The following is a 15,547-nucleotide window of genomic DNA, read 5'->3' on the forward strand; positions in this document are numbered from 1 at the left end:
CTGTTATTTTATATCCAGATCCACCGAATTTAATCTTAATGAATTTAAAATCACGGATAATGAACTTACGCTCATTGCTGCTGCTGCAATCATCGGTGATAAGAGGATTCCAAAAAATGGATACAATAATCCTGCCGCAACCGGAATTCCCAGAACATTATAAATAAAGGCAAAGAACAGATTCTCTTTAATATTTTTAAGAAGTTTTTCACTTAATAATTTTGCTTTTGCTACTCCTAAAATATCTCCTTTTAATAAGGTGATTTCAGCGCTTTCAATAGCAACATCGGTACCGGTTCCCATAGCAATTCCTATATCCGACTGGGCAAGGGCAGGGGAGTCGTTGATTCCATCACCGGTCATCGCTACAACTTTACCTTGTTGCTGTAGTTTTTTTACTTCATTCAGCTTATCTTCAGGAAGGCAATTGGCTTTAAAATGTTTGATTCCTAATTCTTCAGCAACAGCTTTGGCGGTATGTTCATTATCTCCGGTCATCATAATAATGTCAACACCTTCGCTCATTAATCTATCTATTGCTTTTTTTGAACTTGCTTTAATTTTATCCGTAAAGCTGATGAACCCTAATACTTTCTGATCCTGAGCAATATAAGAAATAGTATGTGCTTTTGACTGTACTTCTGTAGCTTTCTGCTTTAATGTTGCAGGAATCTGGATCTGATGGGAGATTAATAGATTTTCATTTCCAAGATAGGCTGTTTTCCCATTGACGTTTCCTTTTACCCCTTTTCCTGAAATGTTTTCAAACTGATCTACTTTTTCAGCGGATACATTTTCATCCTTTGCTTTCTTGATAACAGCGTTTGAAAGTGGGTGTTCCGAATTTTGATTCAGTGAAAAGGCAAGTTTTAAAATATGATTTTTATCTTCGTTATTTACTGTCTCTATATGCTCTACAGAAGGTTTTCCTTCCGTTAAAGTTCCCGTTTTGTCGGTGATCAGAACGTTTACCTTATTCATTTGTTCAAGAGCTTCTGCGTTTTTGATCAGAATACCGTTTTTAGCTCCTTTTCCGATGCCTACCATCAAGGACATTGGAGTAGCCAGTCCTAAAGCACAGGGACATGCTACAATTAGAACTGCTACAGCATTCACGAAAGCGAATAAACTTCTTTTCCCTTCCGGGCCAAAGAACTGCCATAAAACAAAAGTAAGAACAGCAATAAGGATTACTACGGGAACAAAAACCTTTGATACTTTATCTGTCAGTTTTTGGATAGGTGCTCTGCTTCGGCTGGCTTCATTCACCATTTTAATGATTTGTGAAAGCAATGTTTCATCACCTACTTTTTCGGCTTTCATGATGAATACCTGATTTCCGTTAATTGTTCCTGAAGAAACTTTGTCATCAACGGTTTTTTCAACGGGAACAGGCTCGCCTGTAATCATACTTTCATCTACGATAGAGTTTCCTTCTGTAATTTTTCCGTCAACCGGAATTTTTTCACCCGGTTTTACCTTTAAAAGATCTCCGATTTTTACCTGAGAAAGCAATACTTTTTTTTCTTCGCCATTCACGATAAGATTCGCTTCATCCGGTGAAAGGTTCATCAATTCCTTGATGGCATTTCCTGTTTTTTTATGTGCAGCGGCTTCCATCAGCTGTCCAAGAATAACAAGGGTAAGAATCACACAGACTGCTTCAAAATACAGTGGGATTTCATGATTATGTCCACGAATTTCATGAGGGATAATGTCAGGGAAAGCTAATGCCGCAATACTGAAAATAAAGGCAGCAGCCACACCCAGTGCAATTAAGCTAAACATATTCAGATTCCAGGTTTTGAAGGAAACCCAACCTCTTTTTAACAGAAACCAACCGGAATAAAACATCACAGGAAGTGTTAAGGCAAGCTCAATAAATCCCTGTATCTGATGTGAAAACGGAAAGTCTATAAACATTCCACCCATAGAGAGAATGAAAACAGGAATGGTGAATGCCAGTGAAATCAGAAATTTTCTTTTCAGAATGTTGTAGGTTTCATCTTCATCATCTTCTCCACTGTCGGGCATTCTTACCAGATCCATTCCACAAATTGAGCAGCTTCCCGGTTCATCACTGATGATTTCAGGATGCATCGGACAAGTGTATTTTGCGGTTTTCTTCTCCGGGTATTTTACCAGGTCCATTCCACAAACCGGACATCCCACGTTGGAATCATAGGTTTTGTCTCCTTCACAGTACATCGGACAGTAGTATCTTCCTGCCATTTCATCAGTGACCTTAGGGGCTTCATGATGGTTGTGATTATGTGAATGTGAGTGTGAATGATTGTGGTGTGAAACTGCGTTTTTAGCCATGTCATCGGAGATTTCCTCTAAACGCATATGACATACAGGGCAATCTCCTTTTTCATCATATACTTTATCTCCTTCGCAGAACATCGGGCAATAGTATTTGCCAATACTGTCTTTAAAGCTTTCAGGAAGATGGGTAGATGAGTAAGTGGGCTTATGATTAGGATCTTTTGCAAGTTTTTCTTCAATCGGAACCAGATACATATTGCAGTCAGGACATCTTTCTCCCTGTTTGAAATATACTTTATCCCCTTCACATTCCATAGGACAATAATATACTGAAGATGGGGATACACGATCCTGAGGTTTTACAAAAGCTTTTTCAGGATTGTTTGGGTCTTCAAGTCTGTACTTTCCTATTTCTGTCAGGGAATCGTTTAAAACTGAAAGGGCAATTGCGTGATCAGAAGTGATCGTAGCCGTGTTGTTTTCCAGATTTACATCGGCAGTAACGCCTTCAATACTGTTCAGTTGGTTAGAGATCTTTTTCTGGCAACCGGAACAGGTCATTCCGAGTATTTTATACTGTTGGTCCATGATTCTTAAATTTATACTACAAATTTCCAAAATGAAAATCTAAGGCTGTTATAAATTTAAGGATAATAGTTATAGAATTTAGGTTTGAGAGTGGGAGAGTATTAGAGGAGCAGGGAATTGATACATTATTATAATATCAAATATTCTGACACTCATACTCAAATACTCTCCAACTCAATTAAAGAGTATCGAGGGGTTTTCTATGATGGTCTTTTAATTTTTTAAACTCAGTAGGTGTGAATCCGGTAACGTTACGGAATTGGGTAGAAAGATGCTGAACACTTTTATAGCCAAGTTTTCCTGCAATTTCCGTAAGATTAAATTCATTATATAAAAGAAGTTCCTTTACCTTTTCTATTTTTTGAAGAATAAAAAACTGTTCCAGTGTGATGTTTTCATTCTGGGAGAATGTTTTTGAAAGGGAACTGTAATCTTTATGAAGTTTTGAACTTAAAAATTCAGAAAGAAGAAAATTCTCATCAATGTCAAGGTCACTGACTTTTATAATAATAAGATTTTTAATTTTCTCAATAAGTTGATGGGCAGAATCCATGATTCTTTCAAAACCGGTTTCAAGCAGTTTTTCTTCAATAGACCGCATGATCGTTGCAGAAACATCCGACTCTGTTTCTACTTCTCCCAAGATAACAGAACTTGTGTTTACATTTGCATTATTGAAGATGGTTTCTACAGCGGAAATACATCTGCTGCAGACCATATTCTTTATGAATATCTTCATAGTTCGCTGTTTAACCTGTCTTTTACAAACTCAATCTTGGTTTTGCCATGAGGAGCTGGGTTTCCGTCACTGTCTAGATTAACCATGACGATTTTATCTACGGTAATGATTGTCTGATGGGTCATTTTATTACGGACATCACATCTTAAAGTAATAGAGGAGGATCCAAAGTGATTGGCTTCAATACCAATTTCTATAATGTCTCCCTGTTTTGCGGAACTTACAAAGTTGATCTCAGAAATAAATTTAGTTACTACTTTGGTGTTTTCAAGCTGGATGATTGCATATAATGCTGCTTCTTCATCAATCCATTGTAATAGTCTTCCTCCGAATAGTGAATGATTAGGATTTAAATCTTCGGGTTTTACCCATTTTCTTGTATGGTAGTTCATATTCTTAATAATTTACAGTACAAATTTAGTGTTAAAAGCTGGTGTTATCAAAAGAATTGCATTTATGGATCTGAAGAGAATTATTCATTTTCTCAATTATTTTCTTTTGGAGCGCATTGCTTTCGTTTTTGCGATGTGGGGATCGTTTAAGAATTTTTGGTATTCTTCACTTTCTACGGGGAATATTGCTACTTTCCCCTCCTTATTATGATGAAACCCGAATCCATATCTTTTGGCGAGGGGAGAAGAGCGGAGGCAGGCTTGACCTTTGGAAAAGAATTGCTCTCTTACTTTCTGTTTTTCATTTTCTGAAATATCATTTTTAAAGGCATAGCCATCAAAAACAATATCATCTGATGAATATTGATAAGGATGATTACTGATCTTTTCATATTGAAGGTTCGCCAGGGTTTTTTCTTTCTTATCAGGGGGAACCTGTGCATGGGAGACGGGGCAGTCTTCGGCAACTTCTATGAAAGTATTCGTGTAATTGGTGCTATGTTGTTTCATAATAAAATCCCATTAAAGGCTTCATGAATGTAATGTTAAAAAAGGATTATAAATATACTAATATATGTTTGTATTCTAAAATATAGGTTGCCGGCAGCCAATGAGTCTTATATGGGATGTGATTATTCCAAACAATTACACCTTATTTATATATAATACTAAAAGAATTTTATTATGTTAACTAACTTTAACTTTTTAACATGTTTCAGAGTTAATTTATTGATAATCAGTTTTTTAATGTTTAATTTTATTAGAATTTAAACATTAAATTCAAACCAATGTGAGAAAGAGATAAAAAAAGCTTTGATTTAACGTTTTTAATTGTATCTTGCATACGTTTATATTTGGAATCAATATTTGTTCATTAATTTATGTTGCTTTTCTTTTATATACCAAATTTTTATTAATTTTTTAATTTATTTTAAAATGAACATTTTTGTTTCAAACATCAATTACGCAACTAAAGAGTATGAGTTGCACGATCTATTTGCAGAATTTGGTGATGTATCATCAGCTAAAATCGTAACAGACAGAGAAACTGGCCGTTCTAGAGGTTTTGGTTTCATCGAGATGGGTGATGAAGAAGGACAGCAGGCTATTGAAGCTCTTAATCAAAAAGAATTCAACGGAAAAACATTAAACGTATCTGAAGCTAAGCCAAGAGAAGAGAAGCCAAGAAGAAGCTTCGATAACAACAGAGGCGGAGGTTACGGTGGTAACAACCGTGGAAATGGTGGCGGTGGCTACGGCGGTGGAAACCGTGGTGGTAACGGCGGCGGAAATCGTTGGTAAAAAATATGAAGCGGCTTTTTAAGCCGCTTTTTTTATGGTTTCTTTTTCTTTTTCTTCTTTTCTTTATCCTTATCTTTTTCTTTGCTGATTTTTGCCTTTTTGTCTTTTTCTTTCTTCGGATTTAATATCTCGTCAGCAACCTCAAATTTCGGTTCTTCAACTTTCGCAGGTTTGATTTCAATTTTAAGATCAAAATAACCCTTAAGATCGTTCTGTGTAAGCAGCTTCTCACTGAACAAAAACTCAAGGATTTCCTTTCCTGAATCATTGAAAAAATTGTGTGTAAGTTCTTTTAATAAAAACTTCCTGTATTCCTCAGACGGAACAAGTACCGTATACTTGAAGATTCTCCCTTCTTTTACAGTAGATAAATAGCCCTTTTCAACCAATATTTTCAAATATGTGGAAACCGTATTTTGGTGTGGTTTGGGTTCCGGGTGCTGCTCCATAACGTCCTTCAGATAGAAAGATTCCATTGTCCAAAACAGCTTCATAAAGTTTTCTTCTGCGGCAGTAAGATGATTGATTTTCATATATTCTTCTAATGTTGAAATTGTATATTGCAATAAAGATAAATAAAAGATACCATAAAAGCTATTCCAGCTCCCATAAATACTTCTTTTACCGTATGCCTTTTTAAAATAATTCTGGTGAGTCCCACCAGGCTGGCGATCCCTAACCATACAAGACCCATTTTCCAGTCTAAAGTGAAAAATAATGCAGCTACAAATATATTAAATGCAGTGTGCATCGAACTTTTAATGAAAAAATTGCTGATCTGAAGGGCAAAAAGCAGGATTAAAATAAAAAGCATTACCAGATCAATATACCCGTTTCTGATATAATGGAAAATAAGATAAACAACAACACAGGCAGCAATAAATACATACAGTGTTTTTCGCTGTACCCGGTTAGAAACATCCATATTGGTGTATCTTCCGGTTTTCACATTCCATATCAGCCAGATAACAACTGGAGCAATAATCATTAATAATATAGGCAGAAAATAAAGCAGAGATTCCTTAAAAGTATACTCCCTGGTGCTCATATACACAAAAAAGATAATCAGAGAAACCAGTGGATTGAAGAAATCTGAGATAACCTTTGAGATTTTGTGAAGAAGCGAAGACTTTTTTTCTTCCATATTTAAGTTTAAAGACCAAATATAAGATTATAAGCCCAAAAAACAAACGAAGACCGGATGATGATTACGTTTTTGAGATACTGAAAATGCAGATAAGTGCTGACGCTTCTTATTATACAGAATGTTTTTTTTGTTTTTTTTTGAAAATAATCCGCTTTATTTCCGGAAATATTTAATTTTAATCACTTCTGTTTTTGAAGATAAAAGGAATGATTTTTCATTGAATATTTTTTGAAATATCAGATATAATAAAGGCTGATACAAAGGATTAATAAACTAATATCAATACTTATATATATAATGAAACAACTATTTACATTATTCATATTTGTTCTGGGTGGATTTGTTTTCGGACAAACTTATTCTTCAACAGATTCTCCGCCCTCACTACTTCCTGTTCACCAGTTGAGAATTTATGAAATTCCAAAAGAAAACAGACAGGTGTTTTTAGACCGGTTCAGAGATCATGCCTTGAGAATTATGAAAAAGTATGGATTCAATATTGTGTCAATCTGGGAGTCAGAGTCTGAAAAAAAAACAGAGTTTGTCTATTTGCTGGAATGGAAGGATGAAAACACAATGAAAATAGCATGGAAGGGTTTTATGGCAGATAAAGAATGGAAAGAGATTAAGGCTCAGACTGCAAAACTACATGGTGATTTTGTCAATAATATTGAAGACAGAACACTGAAGCTTACAGATTTTTCACCGGAAAAGAAGCTGTTGAAATAACCAAAAGATATGTTAACAATAATTAAAGAGGAAAGAGGAAGAGAATAAAATCAAGTGGTTTTTTGATAGTCTGTTTCATTCATGATGCCCGGAAGACTATACTGACAGGCTGATTTCTTATGTATTGCAATAAGAAAATAACAGACAAATTGCTGTTTTATGGGGGGTTCTAAGGGTCGAAAATTAAGAATAATCTGTTCCGCCTGCAAATAGATTTTAGAGAAAAAAGGAAAAGTTACTTATGCATACAATAAAAACAAAGTTTTTTTCATAATTTTGCTCAACTATTTCATCATAAAAAAGCAAGAGCTAACACATGAAAGAATTTTCTAAAGAGGTATACCTGAAGTGGTATGAAGATATGACAATGTGGAGAAGGTTTGAAGACAAATGCCGTTCTCTTTACCTAAAACAAAAGATCAGAGGATTTTTACATTTGTATAATGGTCAGGAAGCAATCCCTGCCGGATTTACACATGCAATGGACCTTACTAAAGACAGTATGATTACTGCTTACAGATGTCACATTCATCCAATGGCGATGGGAGTAGATCCTAAGAGAATCATGGCTGAACTTTGTGGTAAAGCTACAGGGACATCCGGAGGTATGGGTGGATCTATGCACATTTTCAGTAAAGAGCACCGTTTCTACGGAGGTCATGGTATTGTTGGAGGACAAATTCCTTTGGGAGCAGGTATTGCTTTTGCAGATAAATATTTTGACAGAAAAGCTGTAAATATCTGTTTCTTCGGAGATGGTGCTGCAAGACAAGGTTCATTACATGAAACATTCAACATGGCAATGAACTGGAAGCTTCCTGTAGTATTTGTGGTAGAAAACAACCAATACGCCATGGGAACTTCTGTAAAAAGAACAGCCAACCACGAAGATATCTATAAATTAGGATTAGGATACGAAATGCCTTGTCTTGCTGTAGATGCAATGGATCCTGTAAAAGTAGCGGAAGCTGCTTACGAAGCTATCGAAAGAGCAAGAAGAGGAGACGGACCAACGTTTATCGAAGCAAGAACTTACCGTTACAGAGGACACTCTATGTCTGACGCTGAGCCTTATAGATCTAAAGAAGAAGTAGCTGTTCACAAGAATGATGACCCAATCGAATTGGTGAAACACAGAATTCTTGAAAACGGATGGGCTACAGAAGCTGAATTGGAAGTTATGGATAACAAGTCAAGAGACTTTGTTGAAGAGTGCATCGAATTCATGGAAAATTCTCCATATCCGGATGCTGAGAAAATTTATGAGTACGTGTATGCTCAGGAAGATTATCCATTCTTAGACAAATTAGAAAACTAAAAAATAAAATTAATTTGAAATTTGAAGTTTGAAATTTCTGAAATCTCAAATCTCAAATCTCGAATCTCAAATCAATATAGATTATGGCAGAAGTAATTACGATGCCCCGCCTTTCCGACACTATGACGGAAGGTAAGGTGGCGAAATGGCATAAAAAAGTAGGAGATAAAATAAAGGAAGGAGATATTTTAGCTGAAATTGAAACTGACAAAGCAGTTCAGGATTTCGAATCTGAAATAGAAGGAACCCTTTTATACATTGGTGTAGAAGAAGGTGCTGCAGCTGCTGTAGATTCAGTTTTAGCAATTATCGGTAATGAAGGAGAAGATATTTCAGGATTAACAGGTGGAGCTGCTGCTCCGGCTGCAGGTGCTGAAGAAACAAAATCAGAAGAACAGCCTAAAGCAGAAGCTGTGGAAACTGTTTCCGCAGAAGTTCCGGCAGGAGTAGAAGTGATTACAATGCCTAGACTTTCTGATACTATGACAGAAGGGAAGGTTGCTAAATGGCACAAAAATGTTGGAGATACAGTAAAAGAAGGTGATCTTCTTGCTGAAATCGAAACAGATAAAGCAGTACAGGATTTCGAATCTGAGTTCAATGGAGTACTATTGAAGCAAGGTGTGGAAGAAGGTGGTGCTTCTCCGGTTGATGCAGTATTGGCAATTATTGGCCCTGCAGGAACAGATGTTTCAGCAGTAGGAGCTCCTAAAGCAGCAGCTCCGGCATCAGAAAAACCAGCTGAACAGAAAGCGGAAGCTAAAACCGAAGAAAAAGCTGCTCCGGCTGCTAACACTTCATCTTCTGACAGAGTGGCAATTTCTCCATTGGCTAAGAAAATGGCTCAGGATAAAGGAGTTGACATCAATGCTGTTCAAGGCTCAGGTGAAAATGGAAGAATCGTTAAAAAAGATATTGAAAACTATCAGCCAGTTGCAAAACCAGCTGCTTCAGCTCCGGCTGCAAGCGCTGCTGCTCAGGTTGCGGTAAACTTCGTACAGGGAGAAGATACAGAGACTCAAAACTCTCAGGTAAGAAATATTATTGCAAAACGTCTTTCTGAAAGTAAGTTCTCTGCTCCGCACTATTATCTTATGGTTGAAATCAACATGGATAAAGCGATCGAAGCTAGAAAAGAGATCAATTCTATTCCAGATACGAAGATTTCATTCAACGATATGATCATTAAAGCAACAGCTATTGCTTTAAGAAAGCACCCTCAGGTAAATTCAAGCTGGGCAGGTGATAAGATCATTCACAGAGGAAATATTAACGTTGGAGTGGCTGTAGCTATTCCTGATGGACTGGTAGTTCCTGTATTGAAGAATACTGACCAGATGTCTTACACTCAGATCTCTGCATCTGTAAAAGATATGGCTTCAAGAGCTAAGAGCAAAGGTCTTAAGGCTAATGAAATGGAAGGATCTACATTCTCTATCTCTAACCTTGGAATGTTCGGAATTGAAACGTTTACAAGTATCATTAACCAACCAAACTCTGCAATCCTTTCAGTAGGAGCAATCATTGAGAAGCCAATCGTTAAGGATGGTCAGATTGTAGTGGGTAACACAATGAAGCTTTCATTAGCGTGTGACCACAGAGTGGTAGATGGAGCTACAGGGGCTCAATTCTTACAAACTTTAAGAACATATTTAGAAAATCCATTAACTTTGTTACTGTAATTTCTAGAATGAAAATAATAAAACCTCCCAATTTGGGAGGTTTTTTGTTTTAATACAAATAATGTTATGACAATTTGTTGTAAAATCAACAATATGTTACTATTTTTGACTCATGATTAAAGCGAGAAATATCCATAAATCTTATGGGAATTTAGAAGTACTGAAAGGAGTTGATATTCACATCAAAGTAGGGGAAGTGGTTTCTATTGTAGGAGAATCCGGTGCAGGTAAATCAACATTGCTGCAGATTCTGGGAACTTTGGATCATCCTACTCAATCCGGGAAATATGATACCGAAATTGAGATCGCAGGAGAATCATTTATCAATATGAATGACAAACAGTTATCGAAATTCAGAAACCAGAATATTGGCTTTGTATTTCAGTTTCATCAGCTGCTTCCTGAGTTTACTGCTTTGGAAAATGTTTTACTTCCTACCAGAATTGCGGGAGCTAATGAAAGAGAGGCTATGGAGAAGGCATATGCCCTATTTGAGGATCTTAAAATTGAACAACGACTGAATCATAAACCCAATCAGCTTTCCGGTGGAGAAGCACAAAGGGTAGCTGTAGCAAGAGCTTTAATCAATTCACCAAAAATTATCTTTGCTGATGAACCTACGGGAAACCTGGACTCAAAAAATGCGGATGACCTTCACAGGCTGTTTTTTGACCTTAGAGATAAGTATAATCAAACCTTTGTGATTGTAACCCACAACCCGAATCTGGCTGAAATTACCGACCGTAAACTCGTTATGAAAGATGGAATGATTATAGAATAGCCTTCTTACACATATGATGAAACACTTTATTTTTCTTTTTATACTTTTAGTTTCCTGCTCAAAAGCTGAATCTCAGCAGATAGAAGTATTGGGTATACCCCAATCCAGAATTTCAGAAATTAAAACTTTTATTAAAGATAAAGCCTACAATCAGGATCTGGCCATTTTTATTAACTTTAAAATTCCATCCGGAAAATACCGTTACTTCATTTACGACCTGAAAAATAATAAAATAGTACAAAAAGCAATTGTTGCTCATGGCTCCGGTTCTGTAATTTCCGGATCAAATGCTTTGAAATTCAGTAATATTGAGGGGTCTTATCAGTCTTCCCTTGGGAAATATGCAGTTGGAGGAAGCTATGTTGGACAATTTGGAAAAGCTTACCGCTTAAAAGGACTGGATCCTACCAATGATAATGCGATGCTAAGAGCTATTGTCCTGCATTCCTTTAGCAGTGTTTCTGATGTAGAATCGGAAAAACCTGCCACTTTGAGCCTGGGATGCCCAATGCTTTCAATCAATGCTTTTAAAGAAACAGCAAAATATATTGACAAATCAGAGAAACCTATTATCTTATACACTTTCTATTAACCTATAATTTATCTTAATTCTATGTCCTTGAAATTTTTGGCAGAAGACGACAGACCCCGGGAAAAATTCTTGCAAAAAGGTAAGAGTGCACTTTCCGATTCTGAACTTTTAGCCATTATTATGGGAAGCGGAAATAGGGAAGAGAGCGTTTTGGAACTGTCAAGGAAAATTTTAGCATCCGTCAATAATAACTGGCATCAGCTAAGCTTACTTTCTGTTCAGGATCTGATGAAATTCAAAGGCATAGGAGAGGCAAAAGCTATTTCTATTATTACAGCGCTTGAAATCGGAAGAAGAAGAGCCGGACAGGAAATTCCTGAAAAATCAATTATCGGTAACAGTCATGATGCTTATGCAATTCTGAAAAACCAATTATCAGATTTAAGAACTGAAGAATTTTGGGCCATTTTTCTGAATAACAGCAATAAGGTGATACATATTTCGCAGCTTACCCAGGGAGGAATCAGTCAGTCTATTGTAGACGTAAGGGTGCTGTTTAAAACAGCCCTTGAACATTTTTCAACAGGAGTAATTATCGCCCATAATCATCCTTCAGGAAGCCTTAAACCAAGCAAAGAAGATATTAACATTACACAAAAAATAAAAGAAGCGGGAAAAGTATTAAGCATCCAGCTTTTAGACCATATTATCATTACACAGAATTCCTATTTTAGCTTTTCAGACGCAGGATTATTATGATTAGAAGATTGAAATACAATGAAATTGATTTTGTGAAATATTCTCAGTGTTTAGACCGTTCTGAACAAAGAAAATACTCTGCTGCAAAAGACTTTTTGGATACCACTGCACCGAAACAGTGGGAAATACTTGTATATAACGATTATGAAGCAGTAATGCCCATTCCTTTTGTGAGGAAATATGGTGTCAAAATAGTTCATAATCCTAAGCTTTGTCAACAGCTAGGAGTTTTTTCCGAAAAGGATGATGTGAATCTTAATGAGAAATTTTTAGATTATCTGGAAAGTCACTATCTGATAAGAGCATATCCTTTTAATGATGGCAATGAACTTCGTACACCTTTCAGAATAAAGAAAAATTTTTTGATTTATCCTGATGCCTATGAGGATGTCTATACAAGATATTCACCCAAAAGGAAGAGAAAACTGAGGCTGGATCAGGAAGTTTGGGATCATTCGGAACTGAGAAGCGTTTCTTATGGTGAAGTGAAACCTTTTATAGAATCCAATATTATAGGATTGAGTAAAGAAAGTGATCTAGCCGGATTTATGGATATCTATGAAACTTTCTACAGTCTGAAATATCTGAAGTTTCTAGCTTTCTACTATCAAGGGAAAATCATCAATGTTATTGCTACTTATTCAGACTGTGGTATGGTGGCGCTTTTAGGGAATTTCAGTGATAAAGAATATGTAAAGCTATCCGGAGCTTCTGTTCTGATTGACCGGATGATTAAAGAAACCATTGCAACCCATATCTTTGATTTTGAAGGGGGAGATATTCCAAATATAGAAGAGTTTTTCAGAGGATTTCGCCCAGAGCTGAAACCTTATGCCATTATTGAGCGTTCCAAAAAAGACCTTTTTAAAAAATTAGGATCTTTATTTTTAAAAGGAAGGATTTTTTAATGATAAAAAGCATTGTTTAGATTGGTTCTAATGTAGTATTATTCCGTACCTTTATAACAGTTATATAACCGTCATGTTACAACAAATTCGTAATTATAAATTATCCTATATGCTTTATAATTTCTTTAAAAAAAGTAAATTAAAGCATAATATTCCATTATATAAAAAATACGGGATCAGCAAAAGCTATTTTTCGAGCATTTCAAGTAAAGATTTTTCACACCTTCCGCAGACAGAAAGAAGTATTGCTGAAGAAAAGCTTTCTTCTACTGCCTTTTTTAAAAAACTATCAGAAGAAAATAAAGAAAGTGCTCTTCATTATGATGATAACGGCTACATGATTCTGAGAAACTTTATTACCCCGGAAACAGCAGAAAATATCAATCTTGAGATTGAAAAGCTGATGAAAGACGGAACCTTAAAATTTCGTTACGGTGGGAAACTGATGTTTGCAATTCACCATTCGGAAATTCTCAGAAATATCGGAAGCGATAAAAATTTCCTTGAATTTCTATCTGTTTTGCTTGATGGTAAGGCTAAATTGTTTCAAAGTATCAATTTTATTAACGGAAGCCAGCAGAAGACCCATTCCGACAGTATTCACATGACAACATTTCCTTTGGGAGGACTTTTAGGAGTATGGATTGCATTAGAAGATGTAGATGAAACCAATGGCGCATTGCATTATATTCCGGGAAGCCATAAACTGCCTTATTTCCTGAACTCGGACTATGATAATGAAGGAACTGCTTTAAAAATAGGGAAGAAAAGCTATAAGGCATATGAAGAATTTCTTGAAAATAAAGTCAAAGAATTGGGTTTGAAAAAAGAAATTTTCAGGGCGAAAAAAGGAGATATGCTGATCTGGCATGCTAATATTCTTCACGGGGGAGAGCCACATACTGATAAAAACAGAACCCGGAAAAGCCTGGTATATCACTTTTTTGACGAAAACAGTGTATGCTACCATGAAGTTACACAAAGACCCGCATTATTTGAACTGTAATATCAGAAAATATTAGTAATTTTGCATCCTAAAATTATGACGAGTCTTTCAGGATATCTACCGTATGCATTTGCATTAATTATTGCAATTCCTTTTCTGGTTTTGCTGAGACAATTTGTACACTCGTATATTACTCTTAAAAACCAGGAACTCAAATTACTTACTGTGAAATCTAATTCAGAAAACAAAGCTCACTCTTATGAGAGGATGACTTTATTTCTGGACAGGATAAAGCCTTCCAACCTGATTCAGCGATTTGATAAAGGATTGGCGGTTCATGAGTTTATTTTCCTTACAGAAAAAGCAATTAATGAAGAATTTGAATACAATTCCTCTCAGCAGCTTTATATAACGAAGAATTCCTGGAAGAATATTGTAGACTCTAAAAATGCCATTATTGACCTTCTTCATAAGACTTATGATGGGTTGAAGGGTGAAGTGAAACTGGATGAGTTCAAAACCATTTTCATCATGAATTATATGGAAAGCAATGATTACGTTGCTGAAACAATTGAAGATTTAAGAAAAGAAATTTTAATAATAACTTAAAAATAACAGATAAATAATGATTCCAAATTTTAAAGCACATCCATGGCATGGAATTTCTGCAGGAGAAGATGCGCCAAATGTTGTAAACGTATTTGTGGAAATTGTTCCTTCAGATACTATTAAATATGAAGTAGATAAAGAAACAGGATATTTAAAAGTAGACAGGCCTCAGAAATTCTCTAACATCATCCCGGCTTTGTATGGTTTTGTTCCAAGAACATATTGTGATAAAGAAGTGATGAGACTTGCTGTAGAAGCAGGGGCTACTGATGTAACAATGGGAGATCATGACCCGCTTGATATTTGTGTTTTAAGTTCTCACAATATCCACGCTGGAGGTTTATTGATGGAAGCTATTCCAATCGGTGGTTTTAAAATGATTGACGGTGGTGAAGCTGATGATAAAATTGTTGCTGTAATGATCAATGACCATGCTTTCGGACACTTCAGAGATATTACTGAGTTACCGGAAGCAGAAGTAAAAAGATTGATGCACTATTTCCTAACCTATAAAAACCTGCCGGACGAGCCTGCAAAATGCAGAATTCAGGAGGTTTACGGTGCTGAGCATGCTAGAAAAGTAATCAAAGCTTCTCAAACAGACTATGCAGATAAATTCGGAGGATAAGATTCTCTGATGTAAATAATACAAGAAGGATAAACGGGAAACTGTTTATCCTTTTTTGTTAATTAAGAAAACTGGGGGCTGGAAGAAGGAAGTTATTGAAGGATTTAATGATGAAAGGCTGTCCCTTTGAAGTGCTTTTTATTGCTTAAACCTTAATTGTTTACAAAATCAAAACCATTTTCAGTCCTCATTCTATAAGCTTTTATATTGATTCTCATA

Annotated in this window: 17 protein-coding genes; 11 read left to right on the forward strand and 6 right to left on the reverse strand. The window is 35.9% G+C overall.

The genetic code is table 11. The features are described from left to right. Positions 1-3: 3 nt before the first annotated feature. The 4 genes from WH267_RS15765 to WH267_RS15780 all read right to left on the reverse strand — a co-directional run bounded on the left by WH267_RS15765 (position 4) and on the right by WH267_RS15780 (position 4,497). Positions 4-2,856, reverse strand: a complete 2,853-nt coding sequence (locus WH267_RS15765; RefSeq protein WP_340009583.1) for a heavy metal translocating P-type ATPase — start codon at positions 2,854-2,856, stop codon at positions 4-6. A 178-nt stretch (positions 2,857-3,034) separates the two neighbouring features. Continuing rightward, positions 3,035-3,595, reverse strand: a complete 561-nt coding sequence (locus WH267_RS15770; RefSeq protein ID WP_340009585.1) for a helix-turn-helix domain-containing protein — start codon at positions 3,593-3,595, stop codon at positions 3,035-3,037. Then, positions 3,592-3,987, reverse strand: a complete 396-nt coding sequence (locus tag WH267_RS15775; RefSeq protein ID WP_115968902.1) for an acyl-CoA thioesterase — start codon at positions 3,985-3,987, stop codon at positions 3,592-3,594. Before WH267_RS15775 ends, WH267_RS15770 begins: the two co-directional genes overlap by 4 nt. A gap of 96 nt (positions 3,988-4,083) precedes the next feature. Beyond that, positions 4,084-4,497 (reverse strand): DUF6157 family protein, encoded by a 414-nt coding sequence (locus tag WH267_RS15780; RefSeq protein WP_340009588.1) that lies wholly within the window; start codon positions 4,495-4,497, stop codon positions 4,084-4,086. Positions 4,498-4,923: 426 nt separating this feature from the next. On the opposite strand from WH267_RS15780, the gene WH267_RS15785 reads away from it, so the two are divergent. Further along, positions 4,924-5,289, forward strand: a complete 366-nt coding sequence (locus WH267_RS15785; RefSeq protein WP_045496213.1) for an RNA recognition motif domain-containing protein — start codon at positions 4,924-4,926, stop codon at positions 5,287-5,289. A gap of 32 nt (positions 5,290-5,321) precedes the next feature. On the opposite strand, the gene WH267_RS15790 is transcribed toward WH267_RS15785, so the two are convergent. Continuing rightward, positions 5,322-5,822, reverse strand: coding sequence for a BlaI/MecI/CopY family transcriptional regulator (locus WH267_RS15790; RefSeq protein WP_123320086.1), 501 nt, complete (start codon positions 5,820-5,822; stop codon positions 5,322-5,324). 8 nt (positions 5,823-5,830) lie between these two features. Then, complete coding sequence (locus WH267_RS15795) at positions 5,831-6,433, reverse strand: phosphatase PAP2 family protein (protein WP_123319357.1); 603 nt, start codon at positions 6,431-6,433, stop codon at positions 5,831-5,833. 300 nt (positions 6,434-6,733) lie between these two features. Here WH267_RS15795 and WH267_RS15800 point away from each other — a divergent pair, with 300 nt between their 5' ends. From WH267_RS15800 to WH267_RS15845, 10 genes are all read left to right on the forward strand, one after another. Next, complete coding sequence (locus tag WH267_RS15800; protein WP_340009592.1) at positions 6,734-7,165, forward strand: NIPSNAP family protein; 432 nt, start codon at positions 6,734-6,736, stop codon at positions 7,163-7,165. A gap of 316 nt (positions 7,166-7,481) precedes the next feature. After that, positions 7,482-8,483 carry a pyruvate dehydrogenase (acetyl-transferring) E1 component subunit alpha gene (gene pdhA, locus WH267_RS15805; protein ID WP_045496217.1) on the forward strand — a complete coding sequence of 334 codons (1,002 nt, stop codon included), beginning with the start codon at positions 7,482-7,484 and terminating at the stop codon, positions 8,481-8,483. 83 nt (positions 8,484-8,566) lie between these two features. After that, positions 8,567-10,165, forward strand: a complete 1,599-nt coding sequence (locus tag WH267_RS15810) for a 2-oxo acid dehydrogenase subunit E2 (RefSeq protein ID WP_340009594.1) — start codon at positions 8,567-8,569, stop codon at positions 10,163-10,165. Between the two features lie 112 nt (positions 10,166-10,277). Beyond that, a complete protein-coding gene (locus WH267_RS15815; protein WP_115968897.1) occupies positions 10,278-10,946 on the forward strand; it encodes an ABC transporter ATP-binding protein in 669 nt (222 codons plus the stop codon). Between the two features lie 13 nt (positions 10,947-10,959). Continuing rightward, entirely contained in the window at positions 10,960-11,538 is a 579-nt protein-coding gene (locus tag WH267_RS15820) for a murein L,D-transpeptidase catalytic domain-containing protein (RefSeq protein WP_340009595.1), read from the forward strand. Positions 11,539-11,559: 21 nt separating this feature from the next. Beyond that, a complete protein-coding gene (gene radC / locus WH267_RS15825) occupies positions 11,560-12,237 on the forward strand; it encodes a RadC family protein (protein WP_115968895.1) in 678 nt (225 codons plus the stop codon). Further along, positions 12,234-13,145 carry a hypothetical protein gene (locus WH267_RS15830; protein ID WP_340009598.1) on the forward strand — a complete coding sequence of 304 codons (912 nt, stop codon included), beginning with the start codon at positions 12,234-12,236 and terminating at the stop codon, positions 13,143-13,145. Before radC ends, WH267_RS15830 begins: the two co-directional genes overlap by 4 nt. Positions 13,146-13,254: 109 nt before the next feature. Further along, positions 13,255-14,151 carry a phytanoyl-CoA dioxygenase family protein gene (locus WH267_RS15835; RefSeq protein ID WP_228455701.1) on the forward strand — a complete coding sequence of 299 codons (897 nt, stop codon included), beginning with the start codon at positions 13,255-13,257 and terminating at the stop codon, positions 14,149-14,151. A 36-nt stretch (positions 14,152-14,187) separates the two neighbouring features. After that, on the forward strand, positions 14,188-14,700 hold the full coding sequence (locus tag WH267_RS15840; RefSeq protein ID WP_123319351.1) for a DUF7935 family protein: 513 nt from the start codon (positions 14,188-14,190) through the stop codon (positions 14,698-14,700). A gap of 16 nt (positions 14,701-14,716) precedes the next feature. Further along, entirely contained in the window at positions 14,717-15,328 is a 612-nt protein-coding gene (locus WH267_RS15845; RefSeq protein WP_045496234.1) for an inorganic pyrophosphatase, read from the forward strand. Positions 15,329-15,547 lie beyond the last annotated feature (219 nt).

It is taken from the genome of Chryseobacterium sp. MYb328 (assembly GCF_037572595.1).
Lineage (GTDB): Bacteria > Bacteroidota > Bacteroidia > Flavobacteriales > Weeksellaceae > Chryseobacterium > Chryseobacterium pennae.

What these genes read in the sequence shown, in the direction of transcription:
- WH267_RS15765 (WP_340009583.1), bottom strand. Translation starts at nt 2,856, where the DNA reads ATGGACCAACAGTATAAAATACTCGGAATGACCTGTTCCGGTTGCCAG.
- WH267_RS15810 (WP_340009594.1), top strand. Translation starts at nt 8,567, where the DNA reads ATGGCAGAAGTAATTACGATGCCCCGCCTTTCCGACACTATGACGGAA.
- WH267_RS15820 (WP_340009595.1), top strand. Translation starts at nt 10,960, where the DNA reads ATGATGAAACACTTTATTTTTCTTTTTATACTTTTAGTTTCCTGCTCA.
- pdhA (WP_045496217.1), top strand. Translation starts at nt 7,482, where the DNA reads ATGAAAGAATTTTCTAAAGAGGTATACCTGAAGTGGTATGAAGATATG.
- WH267_RS15800 (WP_340009592.1), top strand. Translation starts at nt 6,734, where the DNA reads ATGAAACAACTATTTACATTATTCATATTTGTTCTGGGTGGATTTGTT.
- WH267_RS15830 (WP_340009598.1), top strand. Translation starts at nt 12,234, where the DNA reads ATGATTAGAAGATTGAAATACAATGAAATTGATTTTGTGAAATATTCT.
- WH267_RS15770 (WP_340009585.1), bottom strand. Translation starts at nt 3,595, where the DNA reads ATGAAGATATTCATAAAGAATATGGTCTGCAGCAGATGTATTTCCGCT.
- WH267_RS15785 (WP_045496213.1), top strand. Translation starts at nt 4,924, where the DNA reads ATGAACATTTTTGTTTCAAACATCAATTACGCAACTAAAGAGTATGAG.
- WH267_RS15840 (WP_123319351.1), top strand. Translation starts at nt 14,188, where the DNA reads ATGACGAGTCTTTCAGGATATCTACCGTATGCATTTGCATTAATTATT.
- WH267_RS15845 (WP_045496234.1), top strand. Translation starts at nt 14,717, where the DNA reads ATGATTCCAAATTTTAAAGCACATCCATGGCATGGAATTTCTGCAGGA.
- WH267_RS15835 (WP_228455701.1), top strand. Translation starts at nt 13,255, where the DNA reads ATGCTTTATAATTTCTTTAAAAAAAGTAAATTAAAGCATAATATTCCA.
- WH267_RS15780 (WP_340009588.1), bottom strand. Translation starts at nt 4,497, where the DNA reads ATGAAACAACATAGCACCAATTACACGAATACTTTCATAGAAGTTGCC.
- radC (WP_115968895.1), top strand. Translation starts at nt 11,560, where the DNA reads ATGTCCTTGAAATTTTTGGCAGAAGACGACAGACCCCGGGAAAAATTC.
- WH267_RS15790 (WP_123320086.1), bottom strand. Translation starts at nt 5,822, where the DNA reads ATGAAAATCAATCATCTTACTGCCGCAGAAGAAAACTTTATGAAGCTG.
- WH267_RS15815 (WP_115968897.1), top strand. Translation starts at nt 10,278, where the DNA reads ATGATTAAAGCGAGAAATATCCATAAATCTTATGGGAATTTAGAAGTA.
- WH267_RS15775 (WP_115968902.1), bottom strand. Translation starts at nt 3,987, where the DNA reads ATGAACTACCATACAAGAAAATGGGTAAAACCCGAAGATTTAAATCCT.
- WH267_RS15795 (WP_123319357.1), bottom strand. Translation starts at nt 6,433, where the DNA reads ATGGAAGAAAAAAAGTCTTCGCTTCTTCACAAAATCTCAAAGGTTATC.